The sequence below is a fragment of the Streptodolium elevatio genome (assembly GCF_053592165.1).
This window is the reverse complement of the sequence record NZ_JBSFVE010000027.1, coordinates 13,031-33,109: the sequence shown is the minus strand read 5'-3', so window position 1 is coordinate 33,109 and position 20,079 is coordinate 13,031. Positions and strand designations below refer to the sequence as shown.

Sequence of the window (20,079 nt, the reverse complement as noted above, 5' to 3'; positions counted from 1 at the left end):
CGCGGAAATTTGGGGAGATTCGGGACGAATTGGGCAAACAGCAGAATTCGCCGGGCCGTCAGCGGGCTATGCCGAGGCGGTGCCCCGGCGAAGGTCCCCGGTGGGTCACAGGTCGCGCTCCACGGCACGCCCCGCCTCCACGACCGCGCGCAACACCGCGTCCACGTCGCGCTCGCCGGCGTACGGGTTGAGGAGGGTGAGTTTCAGGCGCACCGAGCCGGGGCCGGAGCCGATCTCGGTGCGGCCGACCACGGCCCGGCCCGAGGTGAGCAGGCGGCGGCGCAGTTCGGCGTTGACCAGGTCGGCGTGCCGGCCGACGGGCTCGCCCGGGTGCGGGTGCGGGACGTACCGGAACACCACGCTGGTCAGCACCGGTTCGGCGGTCAGTTCGAGGGCGCCGGGGCCGGGGTCGCGGTCGATGCGCTCCGCCGCGTAGCGCGCGAGGGCGTGGCAGCGGTCGACGAGCGCGCCGAGCCCGTCGCGGCCGAGCGCCCGCAGCGTCACCGCGATCTTGAAGACGTCGGCGCGGCGCGTGGTGCGCGGCGAGAACCCGAGCAGGCTGGGCAGGCCCGCCTGTTCGTCGTCGGCCGGGTTGAGGTACTTCGCGCGCTGGGCGAGCGGGGCGAACAGCGCGCGGTCGCGGACCAGGAAGACGCCCGCGGCGACCGGCTGCCAGCCGAGCTTGTGCAGGTCGAGGCCGATCGAGTCGGCGCGGCCGATGCCGTGCAGGAGGGGCGCGAGGCGGTCGGAGAACAGCGCGCCGCCGCCGTACGCCGCGTCGACGTGCAGCCAGACGCCGTGTTCGCGGGCGACGTCCGCGCAGGCCGCGAGGGGGTCGACGGCGCCGAGGTCGGTGGTGCCCGCGGTCGCGACGATCGCGGTGGGGCGGTCGTTCGCGGCGAGCACGCGGCGGCACACGGCGTCCAGCGCGCCGGGGTCGACGCGGTGGTCGGCGCCGGTCGCGACGGGCACCACGGCGTCGTCGCCCATGCCGAGGAGGGCCGCGGACCGACGGACGGAGAAGTGCGCGGCGTCCGAGCACAGGATGCGGTGGCGGCCCGCGCTGGGCCCGCCGCGGTCGCGGGCGAGGAGCAGGCCGAGCAGGTTGGACTCGGTTCCGCCGGTGGTGACGGTGCCCGCGGCGAGGCCGGGCACGAAGCCGGCCGCGGAGGCGAGCGCGGCGACGACCTCGGTCTCCAGCGCGGTGGCCGCGGGGGCCTGGTCCCAGGAGTCGAGGGACGGGTTGAGCGCGGAGGCGGCGAGATCGGCGGCGACCGCGACGGCGAGCGGCGGGCAATGCAGGTGTCCGGCGCAGGCGGGGTCGGCGGGGTCGGTGGTGCCGTACGCCAGGACGCGGGTCAGGTCCGCGAGCGCCTCGTGCGCGCCGACACCGCGGGCGGGCAGCGGGTCGGCGGCGAGGGCGCGGCGTACGGCGGCGTCGACGGCCGGGGGGCCGCCGGGCGGCAGCGGCCCACCGCGGTCCCGCGCCCCGGCGGCGAGCGACGCGAGGACGGTGCCGAGGAGTTCGCCGAGGGCGTCGGGCCCGGAGACGCCTCCGGCGAGCGGCGCCGGCAAGGCCGCCGACTCACGCGCCTGCGCCGCTGACGCCGACGTCGCGGGCGCGGGCGCGAGCGCGGGCGGAGCCACCGTCTGAGTCGCCGCGGATGCCGCGGATGCCGCCTGAACTGCCGCGGGAGCCACGGGAACCGCCTGGGTCGCCGCGGGTGCCGCCTGGGCCGAAGCGGGTGCCGCCTGAACCGATGAGCCGGCCTCCGGCGCCGGCGCCGGTCCGGGCGGGGGCACCGGCGCGGGCTCCGGCGTCGGATCGGACACGATCATGCGCTCCTCCGTTGCGCCACGGCGGCGGGCACCGCCTCGCAGAGCCGGTCCAGGACGGCGTCGGCCTGCGCCTCGGTCATCGTCAGCGGCGGCAGCAGGCGCACCACCGTGCCGTGCCTGCCGCCCAGTTCGATGACGAGGCCGCGCTCCAGGGCTTCGGCGCGCACCGCGGCGGCGAGTTCGGGGGCGGGCGGGCGGGATCCGTCGGGGCCGGGCGGGGCGTCCGGGTCGACGATCTCGACGCCGATCATGAGGCCGCGGCCGCGGACGTCGCCGACCGCGGGCTCGGCGGCCATGAGTTGCCGCAGCCCCGCGGTGAGCCGTGCGCCGAGGCGCGCGGCCTCCTCGTCGAGGCGGTTCTCGCGGATGAAGCCGATGGTCGCGGTGCCGGCCGCCATGGCGAGCTGGTTGCCGCGGAAGGTGCCGGCGTGCGCACCCGGCCACCAGCGGTCCAGGTCGCCGCGGTAGATGACGACGGCGAGCGGCAGCGACCCGCCGACGGCCTTGGAGATGACCATGACGTCGGGCACGATCCCGCTGTGCTCGATCGCCCAGAAGGCGCCGGTGCGTCCGAGGCCGGTCTGCACCTCGTCGACGATCATCGGGATGCCGCGTTCGTCGGTGATCCGGCGCATCTCGCGCAGCCACGTGTCGGGGGCGGGGATGACGCCGCCCTCGCCCTGCACGACCTCGAGGATCATCGCGGCGGGTGCGGCCACGCCGCCGGACGGGTCGTCGAGCAGGGTCTCGGCATAGCGGGCGGCGAGCCGTGCGCTCTCGCCGCCGCCGGTGCCGAACGGACAGCGGTACGCGTGCGGGTACGGCAGCCGCGTCACCTCGTCCGCCCCCGGCCCGATCGCCTCGCGGATCGCGGTGTCGCCGCTGACCGCGAGCGCCCCGGCCGTCATGCCGTGGTACGCCCCGGCGAACGCCAGCATGCCGCGCCGACCGGTCGCGGTGCGCACCAGCTTGAGTGCCGCCTCCACGCCGTCGGTGCCCGCGGGTCCGCAGAACTGGATGCGGGCGTCGCGCGCGAACTCCGGTGGCAGCGTTTCGAACAGCGCCTCGACGAAGCGGTCCTTGACCGGCGTCGCGAGGTCGAGGACGTGCAGCGGTGCGCCGGAGTCCAGGACGCCGCGGATCGCCTCCAGGACGACGGGGTGGTTGTGGCCGAGCGCGAGCGTGCCGGCGCCGGACAGGCAGTCGAGGTAGCGGCGGCCGTCGGCGCCTTCGACCGTCATGCCTTTGGCGCGGACCGGGACGATCGGCAGCGACCGCGCGTACGTCCGGGCGGACGACTCGCGGCGGGCCTGGCGCAGGAGGATGCCCTCGGGCCCGGTTGCGGCACCGGCGCCCGCCGCCCCCGCGCCTGCTCCGGTGCCTGCTCCCGAGCCGACTGCGGTGGCGTCGGTCGTCGTGGGTGCGGCGCTCACGGGCATGCCTCCCGGGTTGAGGCCGAGCGCGCTCGGCGGGTGGGTCCGGGCGTACCGCCCGGCGATCAAATTAGGTAAGGGTTACCTTAGATATGTCACGCTTCGCAACCAACACCACCGTTTCGAGTGACCGTACGGGCTTTCCGTGCTTCCGGGGCGGTTTCCGCTCGACGTCCGCACCTCCTGTCCAACGATCAGGACCGACCGCGAACACGGGTAGGGAGCCGCCCTTTTCGAGGTACCCGCACAACGCGCACGCGCGCCGTACGCCCCGGCCCGCGAAAGCCCGGCTCGCCAACCTCCCGGTCCGAACACACCGGCCCGAACGCCCAGCTCGAACACACAGCCCGAAACACACAGCCGAACACGACGAAGCGGCGGGACCCCTTTTTCGGGGTCCCGCCGCTTCGTCGTGCGTCCGTGGCGTGTTCGCCTGTCGTTCCTACCGGTTGGCCACCGCGAAGCCCTGCAGTTCGGCGGCCAGCACGGCACCGACCCGGGCGCGCAGCCACGTGCCCTCGGCACGGTGCTCGCTCTCCAGGATCTCGCCGCTTTCGTGCACCTTCGCGACGAGGTCGCCGCGGTGGTACGGCACCAGCGCCTCCACCTCGACCTCGGGGCGCGGCAGTTCCTCGTCGATCAGGGCGAGGAGCTCCTCGACGCCCTGCCCGGTCTTCGCCGAGACGACGACGGCGTGCGGCTCGCGGCGCAGCAGCCGGGCCAGGACCAGCGGGTCCGCGGCGTCGGCCTTGTTGACCACCACGATCTCCGGCACGTTCTGCGCCTCGACCTCGACGAACACCTCGCGTACCGCGGCAAGTTGCGCCTCGGGTTCGGCGTGCGAGCCGTCCACGATGTGCAGGATCAGGTCGGCCTCGGCGACCTCTTCCAGCGTGGAGCGGAACGCCTCGACGAGCTGGTGCGGCAGGTGCCGTACGAAGCCCACCGTGTCGGCCAGCGTGTAGACGCGGCCGGACGGCGTCTCGGACCGGCGTACGGTCGGGTCCAGGGTGGCGAACAGCGCGTTCTCCACCAGCACGCCCGCCCCGGTCAGCCGGTTGAGCAGCGAGGACTTGCCCGCGTTGGTGTATCCGGCGATCGCCACCGACGGCACCTTGTTGCGGCGCCGCTCGGCGCGCTTGGTGTCGCGCGCCTTCTTCATGTCGGCGATCTCGCGGCGCATCTTGGCCATCTTCTCGCGGATGCGCCGCCGGTCGGTCTCGATCTTGGTCTCACCGGGACCGCGGGTGGCCATGCCGCCACCGCTGCTGCCGCTGCCGCCACCGCCCATCTGGCGGGACAGCGACTGGCCCCAGCCGCGCAGGCGCGGAAGCATGTACTGCATCTGCGCGAGCGAGACCTGCGCCTTGCCCTCACGGGACTTGGCGTGCTGGGCGAAGATGTCGAGGATGAGCGCGGTCCGGTCGACGACCTTGACCTTGACCACGTCTTCCAGATGGATGAGCTGACCGGGCGTCAGTTCACCGTCGCAGACGACGGTGTCGGCGCCGGTCGCGACGACGACGTCACGCAGTTCCCGGGCCTTGCCGGAACCGATGTACGTGGCCGGGTCCGGCTTGTCGCGGCGCTGGATGACGCCTTCGAGGACCTCGGATCCGGCGGTCTCGGCGAGGGCCGCGAGCTCCTGCAGGGAGTTCTCGGCCTCCTCCACGGTGCCGTCGGTCCAGACGCCCACGAGCACCACGCGCTCCAGGCGGAGCTGGCGGTACTCGACTTCGGTGACGTCGGCGAGCTCGGTGGACAGTCCCGCCACGCGGCGCAGCGCCTGGCGGTCGGCGAGGTCGAACTGGTCGCCGTCGTAGCCCGCGCCATGTGCAGCAGGACCCGACCCGGCGGTGTCGCCCGAACCGTCGCCGTCAGCGTCGTCGAATCCGTCGAGGTCGAGGTCGTCGAAAAGTTCGACTGCGGAATCGTCGTCGTGCGGGGAGCGGTCGTATGCGGAGGTCATATTGTCCTGTTCAACACGGCGCGGGGCGGAGATGTTCCGTCCCGTCGCCTGGGGAATCCGTCCCCTCGATCGTGCCACGCAGGCCCGCAGAATGGCACGCGGGTTTCCCCCGTTGTGTCGGGAGTCCGCCGCGGCGCGTCGGGCTGCCTGAGGCGTACGTCGGGGTGGCCAGGCGCGTGTGTCAGGCGTGCGTCAGGTGCGTCGGCTGTGCGGCAGAGGCGCGAGGTCGTGCTCAGGACGTCAGCACGCGTGCCTGGCCCGCCGTCGTGCGCACCTTGATCTTGCTGGCGGCGTTGGCGTCCTTGGCGACGTCCACGTCGGTGTCGCCGACGGTCGCCTCGACGTCCACGTTGTAGGACTGGCCGGACGGCACGCGGACGGTGGCGCGGCCCGCGGTCGTCTTGGCGTCCACATTCGCGGGGGCGGCGCTGAAGGTCAGGTCGAGCGACCCCGCGGTGGTCCGGGCGGTGGCCTGCTTGGCGGTGAGCGCGTCACCGTCGATCTTGCCGGCGCCGGTGCTGACGTCGAGGTCGCCGGACAGCCCGGTGAGGCGTACCTCGCCCGCGTCGGTCTCGACGTGCGCGCCGGTGCCGCGCGGCACCTCGACCTCGTACGACACCCAGCAGTCCTTGTTGCCGCACTTGTACGTCAGGTCCACGGTGCCGTTGTCGACCTTGTGGCTGGTGGTCGGCTCGGTGCCGCCCTCCCAGTTCCACTTCTCGGTGACCTTGACGTGGGGTATGTCCTTCTCGGTGACGGTGACCTTGCCAGCCGTGGTGACGACCGAGATCTTGCCGACCTTCTCACTGACCTCGTACGTGTTCGTCTTCTTGTGCTCGGCGTCGACGTCGACGTCCATCTCGCACGCGGCCAGGACCAGGGGGACGACCGCCACCGCCGGTATCAGCACGGCGAGTCGGCGGCGGCGGTTTCGGGCATGGGGCGCGGACATCGGGGCCTCCTGGCAGGGAACGCTGGCGTACGTTCCACGCTAGGTCGAGCCCGTCGGCGACACCTCGCCCGCGCGACCGGGAAGGGCGCTCATCCCCACGGCGGAGAACACCCCGGCTCTCCCCTACTTTCTCCGGGGTTCCCCCCTCGGGGATACATCGTTCGTAGGGTTGACGGCGCCTCGTCCCGGCTGCATCGCGACCGCGTCCCGGAGGTTCTCCCCGGAAGCCTCAGGCCAGGTGGGCGAGCGCGGCCTGCGTCAGGGCCGCGAACTCCGCGGACTCCGCCTCGTCCAGCACCGAGTACGCGCCCGCGACCATCTCGTCGGTGAGCACCTCCGCGTCCGCGCGGCGCTCGGCCAGCGCGTCGTCGAGCTCCGGGAACGGCTCGGTCCAGCCGAAGAACTTGATCATGCCCTCGTTCTTGCGCTCCCCGATCTGCGCATCCAGGGCGCCTATGCGGTGGACGCGCAGGGCCAGCGCGTGCAGGTCGCTGCGCAGCTCGCGGAGCGTCTGGAAGTGGTGCATCGCGCGGGCGGGAGCGTCCTCGGCGCCGGGCATGGCACGCCATCCGCTGGACAGGCGTCCGGCCGTCCCGAGGTCGTTCGCGTCGGTGATCCGGCCCGCGAGGTCGGCGAGGCGCTCGACGCCGGGCAGGTCCGCGAGCTTGGCGCGGCCCCATGCGTGGCAGCACTCGGCGTACGCCGCGGCGGCCTCGGCGGGCGGGCCGATCTTCGCGGCGGCGGCCCACATCCCGGTGATGGCCGCGGGCTCGAAGTAGTGGAACGCGTCGGCCACCACCTCGTCGGACGCGTCCCCGATCACGCCGCCGCGACCCGCGATGTAGAACTGGAGGCCGTCGTAGCCCAGTTCGGCGCCGCGCGCGGTGGTCGCGGGGTCGAAGAAGAACTTCGACCCGATCTGCTGGATCGCGGGCTTGACCGCCTGGGTGGTGGCGCGCGCGACGTCCATGCGTGAACTCATTGAAGGCCCTCCGACTGCTTTTCGCTTGGCTGCGTCAAGCGTTTCTAGCAGAGCGGCCGCGAAGGGCCCATACGGGTGGGCACGGATACGGGCGACCCGGCCGGATCGGGCCAGGGGGTCGGTCGGGCCAGGGGCCAGATCAGGCGGTCGGTCAGGCGGGTCGGGTCAGCCGCGCACCGTGAGGCGGGCGAGGTCGACCTCGCCCTCGGCGACGATCACCGCGGGACCGGTCATCTCGACCCGGCCGTCCGCGAACTCCGTGATCACCAGGCGGCCGCCCGGCACGTCGACGGTGTACGTCGCGGGAAGCTCGGCGCCGTCCCGCCGCGCGGTGGCGACCATGACCGCGCACGCGCCCGTCCCGCACGAGCGGGTCTCGCCCGATCCGCGCTCGTGCACGCGCATCGCCACGTGCCCCGGCGCGCGGTCGACCACGAACTCGATGTTCATGCCCTCGGGATACGCCGACGCGGGCGTCACCGGCGGCGCGGTGTACAGGGTGCCGGCGTCGTCGAGGTGGTCGACGAACACGACGGCATGCGGGTTGCCCATGTTGACGTTGACGGCGGGGCGCACCGTGCCGTCGGGCAGCGTGACCTCGATGCCGTCGGGGCCTGGGAAACGCGCGGAGCCCATCTCGGCGGTGACGTCGCCGCCGTCGGCCGGCACGCGCACCGTCTTGACGCCGCCCCGGGTGGCGACGCGCAGGTCGCCGGGCGCGGCCTCGCCGGACTCGACGAGGTAGCGGGCGAACACGCGTACGCCATTGCCGCACATCTCGGCGATGCTGCCGTCGGAGTTGCGGTAGTCCATGAACCACTCGGCCTCGTCGGCCATGTGGGCGGCCGCGGGGTCCTTGGCCGAACGCACGACGCGCAGCAGCCCGTCCGCGCCGATGCCCGCGCGCCGGTCGCACAGCGCGGCCACATGGCGCGCGTCGAGGTCGAGGGCACCGTCGGCATCGGGGACGATGACGAAGTCGTTCTCGGTGCCGTGCCCCTTGAGGAATCGCAGAGTGCTCACCCTCCCGATCCTACGGTCCGGACCGCGAATCGCCGCCCGGCGCCCGAGGGGCCCGGCAGGGTGACGTCGACCAGCTCCCAGTCGGCGATCAGCGGCGGCAGGCTGTCGGTGAACTGCGCGCGCGACGATCGCCGGGCCCTCGCGGATACGGCGGCCAGGCCCTCGTCCAGGTACAGCACGCCCGGGTGCAGCGGAAACCCGGTGCACCCGGTACGCGTCCCCGAACAGCGCCCTGAGCCAGTCGAGCCGGCTTCGTCGGTGGTGAACCGGCCGCTGCCGACGCCCACCAGAATGTCCCGGCCGAAGAGCGATCAGGGCCGCATCCCGAAGCGCTCCTTGAAGAGGTGCGGCAGACGCAGCGACGCCTCGACGGCGGTGTCCCCGGCGACGATGACCGGGTCGCGCGCGAAGATCTGCAGGGGGAAGGGCGAGAACTCGGCGAGACCGCCTGCTCGTCGTGGGTCAGCGGCTCGGGCCGGTGCACGACGACGCCGCGGGCCGCCAGGAAGTCTTCGAGGGCGCCGAGTTGATCGCGGCAGCGGGCGTACCCCTCGGGATCGGCCTAGGACCAGCGGCCGCCCCGGGCGTCAGACCAGCCGTCGCCGAAGCCGGCGGGCGGGAACGCGAGCGACCGCCGCAGGCCCGCCGCGTCGTCGGGGATATGGAAGTCGAGCGGACGCCCCACCACTACCTCGTCGAGACGGTCCCATTCGCGGAAGGCGCCGATCGCGCCCCGGCGGTCATCGGCCGCTGGGCGCTGCCCTTCCGCGGTCGTCATCGTCGGCTTGTCCCATGGGCGCGAGGGAGCGAAACCGCCGAGGCACCACCGATCCGGCAATCGGGTGACGCCCCGCGATCCGGGCACGGCGCGATCCCCCGGACCGCGTGATTCAGCGGACCGCGCGACTCCGACACCGCGCGATTCCCCGGACCGCGCGATTTCGAGCACCGCGCGATTCCGAAAGCGGTCGGATCGACGAGCGCGAACCGTCCGCCGGTGCCCTCAGCCCCGCGACGACGCCGCCGGGCCGACTGCGCGCCACGGTCAGCGGCGCGCAGCCCAACGGAACGCCCTCGTTCCTTCGGCCGCCGCGGTCGGTCGTGTCCGCACCCTGCCGCCGGACCTACCGGCGGCAGATCGACGTCGGCCTAGCCCGGCCGCACCACCGCCGCCGAGCCGCCACCGCGGCGGGTGGGTTCGGCGACGGCTTGGATGCGACCTCGTGGCAGGAACTCCAGCGCGGTCGCCGCACCGATCTCCGGGTTCTCCCGCAGGACGTGGCCGCGTGCCTCCAGTGCGGCGCGCAGCGCGGCCGGGACGGACGGCTCCACCTCGGTCGCCGCGCCGTTGCGCTGGGACAGTCGTGGTGCGGCGAGCGCCTCGGGCAGGGTCATGCCCAGGTCGAGCCGGCCGACCAGGGTCTGGAGCACCGTGGTGATGATCGTGGCCCCGCCCGGCGAACCGACCGCCAGCAGCGGCTTCCCGTCCTCCAGCACGATGGTCGGCGCCATGCTGCTGCGCGGGCGCTTGCCCGGGGCCGGCAGGTTCGGGTCAGGCACGGACGGGTTGGCCGGCGCGAAGCTGAAGTCGGTGAGCTCGTTGTTGAGCAGGAAGCCGCGCCCCGGAACGGTGATGGCGCTGCCGCCGGTCTGCTCGATCGTCAGGTTGTACGCGACGACGTTGCCCCAGCGGTCGGCCGCCACCAGGTGGGTCGTCGACTGGCCCTCGTACGGCTCCGCGTCGCCGGCGCCGGTGGCCGCCGGGCAGCCCTGGTACGGCGGGCTCGGGTCACCGGGCGGCACCGGGCTCACGGACGCCTTCGCGGGATCGATCAGGCAGGCCCGCTCCTTGGCGAACCCCTGGTTCAGCAGCGGGCGTTGCGGTACGCCCACGAAGGCCGGATCGCCGATGTAGCGGTTCCGGTCGGCGAACGCCAGGCGCGAGGCTTCGAGGTAGTAGTGCGTGGCGGTGACCGCGTCCATGCCCCCGACGTCGACTGTCTCCAGGATGTTCAGTGCCTCGCCGACGGTGATGCCTCCGGAGGACGACGGTGCCATGCCGTAGACGGTGACGCCGCGGTAGTCGGCCCGGGTGGGGTTGCGGTCGACCACGGAGTACTTGGCGAGATCGCGGGTCTCCATCAGGCCGGGCCGGAAGGCGCGGTCCGCGTCGGGCGCGACCGGCGGGGCCTTGACGGTCTGGACGACCTCGCGGCCCAGCGCGCCCCGGTAGAGCCAGTCGACGCCGTACCTGCCCATGTCGCGGTACGTGCGAGCCAGATCCGGGTTGCGGAACGTGCTTCCCACGGCGGGCGGTTGGCCGCCTGGCAGGAACAGGTCGCGGGTGGGCACGATGTCGTCGAACCGCGACTGGTTGGCCGCGGTCTGCGCCTGGAAGGTCGCGTCGACCACGAACCCGCGCGCGGCCAGCGCGGCGGCGGGGTCGAGTGCCTGCCGCAGCGACAGCGTGCCCCAGCGGCGCAGCGCGGCCTCCCAGGTCGCCGGAGTGCCCGGAACACCCACCGACAGCCCGGAGTTGACGCCCTGGTCGAACGGCAGGGGCAGCCCGGTCGCGGGGTCGATGAACGACGTCGCGGTCATCCGGAAGGGCGCGGTCTCGCGGCCGTCGATCGTGCGGACCGTACGCGATTTGGCGTCGTAGTAGACGAAGTAGCCGCCACCGCCGATCCCCGCCGAGTACGGCTCCGTCACGCCGAGGGCGGCGGCAGTGGCGACCGCGGCGTCGACCGCGTTGCCGCCGCGACGCAGCACCTCCAGGCCGACGCGGGTGGCGTCCGGATCGACGCTGGACACCGCGCCGCCGTACCCGGTCATCACCGGGACCTTGGGGAAATCCCCGCCCGGGTCCGGATGTGCGGAGGCAATCGGGGCGGCGCCGACCAGCAGTGCGGCGGCGGCGATGCCCGCGGCCCAGCCGCGGCGCACCCGCAGCACGGCCCTGCGGGCGCGCCCGGACGGCGCGAACTGCCCTGGCTGTGGCGGTGATACGGCCATGAAGACCTCCCCCGGACGCGACAACGACGCATCCACCGTGCCACTCCCGCCCCACCCCGCACAGCCAAAATCGGGCCACAGGACGGAAGTTCACTCAGACCGACGAAGGCTCCGGAAGGTCGAACACCCGCTCGAACAGCCACTCGAACTGCCACCGAGGCGGCGGACCGGACGGGCGGCGGCAAGACCACCCGGCCCGCCGCAAGCACAAGCGGCCAAAGACACGGACCGGCCCGCGCCCCCCGCCTGCACCCCGCCCGCCTACATCCCGCCGCCGACCCCGCCGTTGACTCCCCCGTTGACGCCGCCGTCGACTCCCCCGATCACGCCGCCGTTCACGCCACCGCCGAGACTGCCCCCGCGGCCCGTCCCCAGGCCGTCAGCCGGCGCATCCCCCGCACCCCCGTCGCGGCGGCCCCCGCCGAAGCCCGCGCCACCGCCGAAGCCCGCGCCGCCGTCGACCTCCGAGCGGCCGCCTTCCCCGTTTTCCCCGCCCTCCTCACCCTCGGCAGTGCCGAACGCGATTTGCCGCAGCGACTCCGCCACGAGGTCCGGCCGGTCGTACGCCAGCCACCGCACGCGCCGGTCCCGCCGGAACCACGTGTCCTGCCGCCGCGCGAACCGCCGCGTGGCCCGCGCCGTGTCCTCTTTCGCCTCGGCCTCGCTCATGTCGCCGGTGAGCTGCCGCAGCACCTGGGCGTAGCCGAGCGCCCGCGACGCCGTCAACCCGTCCCGCAGCCCCAGCTGCTCCAGCGCCCGCACCTCGTCCACCAAACCGTCGCGCCACATGCGCTGGACCCGCGCGTCGATGCGCTCGTCCAGCACCGGCCGCGGCACGTCGACGCCGATCTGCACGCAGTCGTACACCGGGACCGGACCGGGCAGCGTCGCGGTGAACGGCCGCCCGGTGATCTCGATGACCTCCAGCGCGCGCACGATGCGCCGGCCGTTGCTGGGCAGGATCGCGGCGGCGGCGGCCGGGTCGAGGCCGGCGAGGCGGGCGTGCAGCGGGCCGGTGCCGTCTGCCTCCAGCTCGCGTTCCAGCCGGGCGCGCACCTCGGGATCGGTGCCGGGGAACTCCAGGTCGTCGACGACCGCGCGGACATACAGTCCCGAGCCGCCCACCAGCACCGGGGTGCGCCCGGCCGCGAGCAGTTGGTCCACGACCGCCCGAGCGTCCTGCTGGTACTCGGCGACGCTGGCGGTCCGCGTCACGTCCCATACGTCCAGCAGGTGGTGCGGCACGCCGCGCCGCTCGGCGAGCGTCAACTTGGCGGTGCCGATGTCCATGCCCCGGTACAGCTGCATCGAGTCGGTGTTGACGACGTCGCCGCCCAGCGCCTGTGCCAGGGCGACGCCGAGGTCGGACTTGCCTGCGGCGGTCGGGCCGACGACGGCCACGACGCGCGGGCGGCCCTGGGCAGGGGCCGCATCGGGGAGAGATCGCGAACTCACGGGACAAGTCTGCCGGAACAGTGGCTACGTACCGTCACCCGATGCGGTACGCCCGGGCGCGGTCACATAACCGCGCGCACCCCGGACTCGTTGTCCTGCGGCACGACATGCACATCCGCCACGTCCGTCGTAGGGTCAAGGAGCAAGAAATGGGCGTTTTCGACTGGTTCAGGCGCAATTCCACGGAAGAGACCGCACAGGAGCCCGGTTCACTGGAGCCGGAGCAGGCGGGGAGCGTCGGAACCCTCGTCGAGGAGCGGCCCGCAACCGAGTGTTGCGTCCCCGCCCAGGATTCCGGACCGTGCTGCGGCGGCAAGAACGCCGAGGACGCCGTCCCGGAGGCCGCGGGTGGTGCTTCCACCGCAACTTTGACCACGGTCCCGAAGCCTGTCGGCTCGGGCCGGGAGTCCGAAGGAGAGCAGGACATGGGTCTCTTGGACACCATCAAGGAAAAGCTGGCCCCACACGGCGACAAGGTCGGCCAGGGCGTCGACAAGGCGGCCGACATGGTCGACAAGAAGACCGGCGGCAAGCACGGCGACAAGATCGACAGCGCCGCCGAGCAGGCGAAGGGCGCGCTGGGCGTACCGGGCGAGGCGCAACCCCCGGCCGCGCCGGAGGCGACCCCCGAAGCCCCTCCGGCGGGCGAGGCGCCGCCGGAGCAGAACCCGCCCGCCTGACGTCCGCCTGACGGCCCGTGCGGGCCGGTGGGGCGGGACGACACTCAGACCGGACAGATCACAAGCACAGGTTCGCAGCGCCGACGGCCACGGGATCGCTCCCGTGGCCGTCGGCGTTCGGCGTTCCGGGGGCGTTCGGGCGGGTCTTCCGGCCGATGGGCAACCGCGTACGCGGATGTGTCAGGCGCCCCACACGGCCACGAAGTAGCCGACTCCGTAAGGCGCGTCGTCGTACGTCAGGCGCCCGGCGAGCTCGGCGCCGTCCGCCGCTCCGGCGAGCACCTGCCACGCGGCGCGGCCCGCCACCCACAGTTCGTCGGACAGGTCGGGGTCGAGCGCCGCGAGCGCCAGGACGTCGGCGTCCGCCAGCGCCAGCGCGACGGCCGCGTCGTAGGGCTCGGCCCGTTCGTCCAGGTAGCCCGGCGCCTTCTCGGTACGGCAGGCACTGCCGTCGCCCATCACGAGCAGGGCGATCCGTTCGTCGCCCGCGACCAAGGCGGCTCCCGAGGCCAGGCAGTCGGCGGCGTCGGCGTCCGCCGCGACCGCGAGTCCGGACACGGGTACGTCCACACGTGTGCGGCCCAGCAGCCACGCGGCCATCGCCAGGGACAGCGGCATCCGCTCCTCGACGTCGCCGGAACCCCCGGCGCCCAGGCTCACCGAGAGGTTGACGCCCAGCGGCGCGAACGTCCCGGCGCCGCCCCGGGGGAAGTCCGCCGACTCGGGGCCGGTGCCGACCACGACGATGCGCTCGGGACGCGCGGCGGCCAGCGCCGCGACGGCGGCGTCACACGCCTCGCGCAACGCCTCCAACTCGCCCGCGGCACCTGCGGCCAGGTCGGGCACGAGCAAAGGCGGATGAGGACACACGGCAGCGGCAACAAGCACGGCACGAGAGTACCGGGCGTGTTCTCATGGGCTCATGGCGCAGCTCACCATCATCAGGCACGGCGAGACGGAGTGGAGCCGGGACCACCGGCACACCGGCCGCACCGACATCCCGCTCACCCCGACCGGTGAGGAGCAGGCGCGTGCGGCGGGAAAGCTCGTCGCCGACCGGGACTTCGCGCTCGTCCTCGTCAGCCCGCTGCGGCGGGCCAGGGCGACGGCCGTCCTCGCGGGCCTGCCGGACACCGGGCTCGACCCGGACCTCATGGAGTGGGACTACGGCGGCTACGAGGGCCTGACCACGCCGCAAATCCGCGAGACGGTTCCGGGCTGGTACCTGTGGCGCGACGGCGTCGTCTCGGGCGACGCGGACCATCCGGGCGAGCAGGTGTCCGACGTCGGCGCGCGCGTCGACCGGGTGCTGGAGCGCGTACGCCCGGTCCTGGACGCCGGTGACGACGTGGCCCTGGTGGCGCACGGACACGTGCTCCGCGTCCTCACGGCCCGCTGGCTCGGCCTGCCGCCTGCGGACGGCAGGCTGTTCGCGCTCGCCACCGCGGGCGTGTCCGACCTCGGCTTCGAGCACGGCGAACCGGTGATGACCGCCTGGAACCGGCGCGGCTGACGCGCGTGCGCGGCCCGCATGGGGCCGCGCCCGCTGTCAGTCGACTCGGCAGGCCGCGGTTTCGGCCGCCGGGGCTGCCGGGGGCGGGCCGACCGTCGGCAGGCCCAGCAGGACGCCCGGGGCGGCCGCGGGCGCGCCGGCGCGCTTGGCCCACGCGTCCCCGGCGCGTGTGCGGCGGACCGCTCGCGTGGGGCCTTCGGCGAGCAGGTGGTGCGGGGCCGCGTACGTGATCTCGACGGTGACGACGTCGCCGGGGCGCACGTCCTCGTCGGGCCGCTGAAAGTGCACAAGGCGGTTGTCGGGCGCGCGGCCGGACAGCCGGGCCGTGGACTCGTCCTTGCGGCCCTCCCCCTCCGCGACGAGGACGTCGAGGGTGCGGCCGACCTGCTTCTTGTTCTCGTCCCAGGAGATGTCGTCCTGGAGGGCGACCAGGCGCTCGTAGCGCTCCTGCACGACGGCCTTGGGGATCTGGCCGTCCATCGTGGCGGCCGGGGTCCCGGGGCGCTTGGAGTACTGGAACGTGAAGGCGTTGGCGAAGCGCGCCTCGCGGACGGCGTGCAGGGTCTGCTCGAAGTCGGCCTCGGTCTCGCCGGGGAAGCCGACGATGATGTCCGTCGAGATCGCCGCGTCGGGCATCGCGGCGCGCACGCGGTCGATGATTCCGAGGTAGCGGTCCTGGCGGTACGAGCGCCGCATCGCGCGCAGCACGTCGTCCGAGCCGGACTGGAGCGGCATGTGCAGCTGGTGCATGACGTTGGGCGTCTCGGCCATCGCGGCGATGACGTCGTCGGTGAAGTCGCGCGGGTGCGGCGAGGTGAAGCGCACGCGCTCCAGGCCGTCGATCTCGCCGCAGGCGCGCAGGAGCTTCGAGAAGGCCTCGCGGTCGCCCATGTCCGAGCCGTACGCGTTGACGTTCTGCCCGAGCAGCGTGACTTCGATCACACCCTCGGCGACGAGGGCCTCGATCTCGGCGAGCACGTCGCCGGGTCGGCGGTCCTTCTCCTTGCCGCGCAGCGCGGGCACGATGCAGAACGTGCAGGTGTTGTTGCAGCCCACCGAGATGGAGACCCAGGCCGCGTACGCCGATTCGCGCCGCGTGGGCAGCGTGGACGGGAAGACGTCCAGCGACTCCAGGATCTCGACCTGGGCCTCCTCCTGGACGCGGGCGCGTTCCAGCAGGACGGGCAGGGAGCCGATGTTGTGCGTGCCGAACACGACGTCCACCCATGGGGCCTTGGCCACAATGGTGTCGCGGTCCTTCTGGGCGAGGCAGCCGCCGACGGCGATCTGCATCCCGGGACGCTTGGCCTTCTTCGGCGCCAGGTGGCCGAGATTGCCGTAGAGCCTGTTGTCGGCGTTCTCCCGCACCGCGCAGGTGTTGAAGACGACGACGTCGGCCTCCTCGCCCGCGACCGCGCGGACGTAGCCCGCGTCCTCCAGCAGGCCGGACAGCCGCTCGGAGTCGTGGACGTTCATCTGGCACCCGTAGGTGCGCACCTCGTAGGATCGCGCGCTCATATCGAGAATCAAGATTACGCGGTCACCGGGCCGCCCCGGACCCCGGTGACGGACCCCGGTGACGGAGACCGGTGACGGAGACCGGTACACACGACGGCCACGACGGCCACGACGACCCGCGCACGCCCGCGCACGACCAAGCACCCTGACCCGGACGGGAACCGACCATGACGCAAGGACGCCTGACTCGCGCTCGCATGAGCGGAGCCCCGGCGCGCCGCACGCGCACGCTGGTGGCGGTCGTGCTCGGGGTCGCGCTGACGCTGTTCGCGGGTGGCCTGTGGATCAGTTCCGACGACAGCGTGCCCTACCGCGGGGGCCCGGTGACGATCACGACGGGTGTGCCGGAGGGGGTCTACGCCAAGTACGGCGAGCTCCTGCGTCCGCGTCTCGCCGACGACCTCGGCACGGACGTTTCGCTGATCAACAGCGCGGGTTCGCCGGACAACCTCGACAAAGTGCTGAGGGGCGAGGCGACGCTCGGCATCGCGACCGCGGACGCGGTCGCCTCGCTTCCCCCGGAGCAGCGCGACCAACTTCGCGCGGTCGCCCGCCTGTACGACGATTTCGTGCAACTCGTGGTCCCCGCCGACAGCGGGATCAAGGACCTGACGGACCTGCGTCCGGCGGGTCCCGGCGCACCGCGCCTGCGTGTGGGAATCGGTCCGGCGCGGTCCGGGGTACAGCTTCTGGCCCGGCGCATTCTCGACACCGTGGGCATGACGCCGGAGGCCGATCTCGATGCCAAGGTCGACGGAATCGGCGATGCCGCCGCGAAGCTGAGGAGCGGGGCGTTGGACGCCTTCTTCTGGTCCGGCGGCCTGCCGACACAGGCGGTGTCCGACATGCTGCAGGAGAGGCCGGACGGGACGAAGTTCGCGATCCGCTTCGTGCCGCTGGGCGGCGTCGCGAAGGCGTTGCAGAGCGAACTGAACAAGGCCGGGGAGCCGCAGGTCTACCGCGAGGCGGTCATCCCGGGCGACGCGTACCAGGGCGTGGACGGCGTCGCGACGGTCGCCGTTCCGAATCTGATGGTGACCCGGTCGGATGCGGACACCGAATTGATCAGGCGCGCCACCGGTACGGTCCTGGGAAGTCGCGAAGCGATCGGGGCCGTCGTGCACGCGGCCCAGCTCGTGGACCCGGGTACGGCGATTTTCACATTTCCGCCGCTGAGGCTGCACGAAGGCGCCCGACTCTGGTACAGATCGGCAAAACCGTGATGCCCGTGACGTCGCGCGTAGACCGCTGAATGCAACATGCTGGGGCCTGTCCCCACATATTGGGTGGACCTCCTAAAGTCTGACGCCCTGTCAGAACGACCTGGAGCACCTGGGAGGAGGGCGTACCGCAGTGTCCGAGGGCGATGTCGGCCGTGTGCTGAGCCAGCGGTACCGCCTGAGCAGGAGCCTGGGGCGCGGGGGCATGGGCGAGGTCTGGTTGGCCGTCGACACCGCTCTGGGGCGCGAGGTCGCCGTCAAGGAGCTGCTGCTGCCCGCCTCGCTCGACGAGACCGCGCAGCGGTCGTGGCTGGAGCGCAGCAAGCGCGAGGCCACCGCGGCGGCACGCATCCGGCACGAGAACGTGGTGACCGTCCACGACGTGTTCGAGGAGGACGGCCGCCCGTGGATCGTCATGGAACTGGTCATCTCGCGGTCGCTCGCCGAGGTCGTACGCAGTGAGGGCCGGCTCGACTACGCCGAGGCCGCGCGCATCGGCCTGGACGTCCTGCGCGCCCTGCGCGCCGCGCACGCCAAGGGCGTCCTGCACCGCGACGTGAAGCCCGCGAACGTGCTGCTCGGCCTCGACGGACGTGTCGTGCTGACCGACTTCGGCATCGCCACGTTCGTGGACGCTCCGCAGGTCACCCAGATCGGCGAACTGCTCGGCACCCCCGGATACCTCGCCCCCGAGCGCGCCGAACGCTTCGCGGCCGGCGGCGCGATACCGGCCGAGGGCCGCCACGACGCCGCCGGCGACGGCACCGCGGGCCATGCCACCGTCCGGGGCTCGGAGGACGCGCTCGGCATGAGCGGCGGCATCCTGCTCGACCCCGCCTCCGACCTGTGGTCCCTCGGCGCGACGCTGTACGAGATGGTCGAGGGCCGCCCGCCGTTCAGCCGCTCCTCCGCGGTCGAGGTCGTCGACGCGGTGGTCAACCACGATCCCCTCCCGATGCGACACTCCGGCGCGCTGGAGCCGGTGATCACGGGTCTGCTGCGCAAGGACCCGGTCATGCGGATGGACGGCAAGGAAGCCGAGGAACAGCTGATCGGCGTCATCCAGGAGGCGCTGGCGCCGACCTGGGGCGGCGAGGCACCCGCCGGGCAGCGGAATCCCGGCCGAGCCGCGGAGGCGCCGGGCACGGGCGCGTACCGGGCGGGCGTCGGGACCGGCCACACCGCGACGCACCGCGCGACCCCGCGCGGCGTCCCCGACGGGCGGCCCGGAGCGCTCGGCGCCGGTACGCCCGGCATCGGGACGTCCGGCACCGGGGCGTCCGGCACCGGGGCGTCCGGCACCGGGGCGTCCGGGCAGGGCGCCCCGGCCGGCGGTACGCCCGGCACCGCGGACGCGGCTCCCGCGCGCGGAGGACTCGCCCCGCACGGTCCCGGCGACGCCGTCGACGCGACGTGGGCGGGTGACGGCCCCGGATCGGTGCAGGCCCCCGAGCCGGGCGCGTCCGGCGGCAGACCCGGCGAAGGGTCGGGCGGCGGCGGCCCGGGCAGCCCCGGTGGCCCCGACAGCCGACGGTCGTTCTGGCGGAGCAGGACCGCGCGGATCGGGCTGCCCGTCGCGGTGGCCCTGGTGCTGATAGCCGTGTCGGTGACCGTGGCCGCGGTGGTCGGCGGTGGCGAGGACAAGCGCAAGCAGATGCTGGCCGACCTGCGCGAGCAGTCGCCGACGTACCAGGCCATGCTGAAGCGCGGCTACATGCTCGTCGGGGTCAAGCCGGACCAGCCGGGGCTGAGCCAGAAGGGCCCGGACGGCGAGTACGCCGGGTTCGACGACGAGATAGCCCGCATGATCGCCGCCGACCTCGGCTTCCCCGGCAAGCTCCGGTTCGTCGACGTCGAGACGCAGGGCCGCGAGTACCGGATATCGAGCGGTCAGGTCGACCTGATCGTCGCCAGTTACACGATCAACCCCGAGCGTCTGGAGCGGGTGTCGTTCGCGGGCCCGTACTACGTGGCGGGGCAGGACTTCCTGGTCCGCAAGGACGACCCGGGCGCGGCGCGGCCCGAGGATCTTGCGGACGACCGCATCTGCGTGGTTCGCGGGTCGACGTCGGCGGAGCGGATCGGCCAGAAGTTCCCGGCCATGCAGGTCGAGGAGCGCGGCAAGTACTCCGAGTGCGTCGACGAGCTGCTGAACAAGAAGGTGCGCGGGGTCAGCACCGACGACACGATCCTGGCGGGCTTCGTCGCCAAGCACCCCGCGGAGCTGCGGGTGCTGGGCAGCCCCTTCTCGGCGGAACCGTACGGCGTGGGCCTCAGCCGCGGCGACACGGTGCTCGCGAAGGCCGTGTGCGAGGCGCTGAACCGGCACATAGCCAACGGCGACTGGCAGCGGGCGTACGACGCCACACTCGGCCCCCTGGGCCTGCTGGCCCCGCGCCCCCCGAAGTGCACCCCGCACATGACGAGCGCCGACCTCAACGGCGGCTGACGCCCCTTCAGACCGTGCGTTGCCGCGTGCG

At 73.3% G+C, this 20,079-nt stretch carries 15 protein-coding genes and 1 pseudogene; 4 read left to right on the top strand and 12 right to left on the bottom strand.

Annotated features, from left to right (window positions below; genetic code table 11):
* Positions 1-105: 105 nt before the first annotated feature.
* The 10 genes and pseudogenes from ACWD12_RS34890 to miaA form a co-directional block, all read right to left on the bottom strand.
* Entirely contained in the window at positions 106-1,647 is a 1,542-nt protein-coding gene (locus ACWD12_RS34890; protein ID WP_450102958.1) for a pyridoxal phosphate-dependent decarboxylase family protein, read from the bottom strand.
* Between the two features lie 188 nt (positions 1,648-1,835).
* Complete coding sequence (locus ACWD12_RS34885) at positions 1,836-3,278, bottom strand: diaminobutyrate--2-oxoglutarate transaminase (protein ID WP_450102999.1); 1,443 nt, start codon at positions 3,276-3,278, stop codon at positions 1,836-1,838.
* A gap of 436 nt (positions 3,279-3,714) precedes the next feature.
* Complete coding sequence (gene hflX / locus ACWD12_RS34880) at positions 3,715-5,241, bottom strand: GTPase HflX (protein ID WP_450102957.1); 1,527 nt, start codon at positions 5,239-5,241, stop codon at positions 3,715-3,717.
* Between the two features lie 232 nt (positions 5,242-5,473).
* The gene (locus ACWD12_RS34875) at positions 5,474-6,193 is read right to left on the bottom strand and encodes a DUF4097 family beta strand repeat-containing protein (protein WP_450102956.1); all 720 of its coding nucleotides are present in this window, start codon (positions 6,191-6,193) and stop codon (positions 5,474-5,476) included.
* A 229-nt stretch (positions 6,194-6,422) separates the two neighbouring features.
* Positions 6,423-7,175, bottom strand: a complete 753-nt coding sequence (locus ACWD12_RS34870; protein WP_450102955.1) for an SCO6745 family protein — start codon at positions 7,173-7,175, stop codon at positions 6,423-6,425.
* A gap of 165 nt (positions 7,176-7,340) precedes the next feature.
* On the bottom strand, positions 7,341-8,198 hold the full coding sequence (dapF, locus tag ACWD12_RS34865; RefSeq protein ID WP_450102954.1) for a diaminopimelate epimerase: 858 nt from the start codon (positions 8,196-8,198) through the stop codon (positions 7,341-7,343).
* A complete protein-coding gene (locus ACWD12_RS34860; protein ID WP_450102953.1) occupies positions 8,195-8,485 on the bottom strand; it encodes a hypothetical protein in 291 nt (96 codons plus the stop codon). The genes dapF and ACWD12_RS34860 overlap by 4 nt, the downstream gene beginning before the upstream one ends.
* A gap of 275 nt (positions 8,486-8,760) precedes the next feature.
* Positions 8,761-8,976, bottom strand: a complete 216-nt coding sequence (locus ACWD12_RS34855) for a hypothetical protein (protein WP_450102952.1) — start codon at positions 8,974-8,976, stop codon at positions 8,761-8,763.
* A 371-nt stretch (positions 8,977-9,347) separates the two neighbouring features.
* The gene (gene ggt, locus ACWD12_RS34850) at positions 9,348-11,213 is read right to left on the bottom strand and encodes a gamma-glutamyltransferase (RefSeq protein WP_450102951.1); all 1,866 of its coding nucleotides are present in this window, start codon (positions 11,211-11,213) and stop codon (positions 9,348-9,350) included.
* 504 nt (positions 11,214-11,717) lie between these two features.
* Positions 11,718-12,668: pseudogene (gene miaA, locus ACWD12_RS34845) on the bottom strand (tRNA (adenosine(37)-N6)-dimethylallyltransferase MiaA); the annotation flags it as partial.
* Positions 12,669-12,817: 149 nt separating this feature from the next.
* On the opposite strand from miaA, the gene ACWD12_RS34840 reads away from it, so the two are divergent.
* Positions 12,818-13,348, top strand: a complete 531-nt coding sequence (locus ACWD12_RS34840; protein ID WP_450102950.1) for an antitoxin — start codon at positions 12,818-12,820, stop codon at positions 13,346-13,348.
* A 180-nt stretch (positions 13,349-13,528) separates the two neighbouring features.
* On the opposite strand, the gene ACWD12_RS34835 is transcribed toward ACWD12_RS34840, so the two are convergent.
* Positions 13,529-14,236, bottom strand: coding sequence for a hypothetical protein (locus ACWD12_RS34835; RefSeq protein ID WP_450102949.1), 708 nt, complete (start codon positions 14,234-14,236; stop codon positions 13,529-13,531).
* A gap of 34 nt (positions 14,237-14,270) precedes the next feature.
* Between ACWD12_RS34835 and ACWD12_RS34830 the strand changes: the two genes are divergently transcribed.
* Complete coding sequence (locus ACWD12_RS34830; protein ID WP_450102948.1) at positions 14,271-14,861, top strand: histidine phosphatase family protein; 591 nt, start codon at positions 14,271-14,273, stop codon at positions 14,859-14,861.
* A 36-nt stretch (positions 14,862-14,897) separates the two neighbouring features.
* Here the strand turns inward: ACWD12_RS34830 and miaB are convergent, their stop codons facing one another.
* Positions 14,898-16,379 carry a tRNA (N6-isopentenyl adenosine(37)-C2)-methylthiotransferase MiaB gene (gene miaB / locus ACWD12_RS34825; protein WP_450102947.1) on the bottom strand — a complete coding sequence of 494 codons (1,482 nt, stop codon included), beginning with the start codon at positions 16,377-16,379 and terminating at the stop codon, positions 14,898-14,900.
* 197 nt (positions 16,380-16,576) lie between these two features.
* On the opposite strand from miaB, the gene ACWD12_RS34820 reads away from it, so the two are divergent.
* Both ACWD12_RS34820 and ACWD12_RS34815 read left to right on the top strand, forming a co-directional pair.
* On the top strand, positions 16,577-17,602 hold the full coding sequence (locus ACWD12_RS34820; protein ID WP_450102946.1) for a TAXI family TRAP transporter solute-binding subunit: 1,026 nt from the start codon (positions 16,577-16,579) through the stop codon (positions 17,600-17,602).
* 130 nt (positions 17,603-17,732) lie between these two features.
* Positions 17,733-20,048 carry a protein kinase domain-containing protein gene (locus ACWD12_RS34815; RefSeq protein WP_450102945.1) on the top strand — a complete coding sequence of 772 codons (2,316 nt, stop codon included), beginning with the start codon at positions 17,733-17,735 and terminating at the stop codon, positions 20,046-20,048.
* The last annotated feature ends 31 nt before the right edge of the window (positions 20,049-20,079 follow it).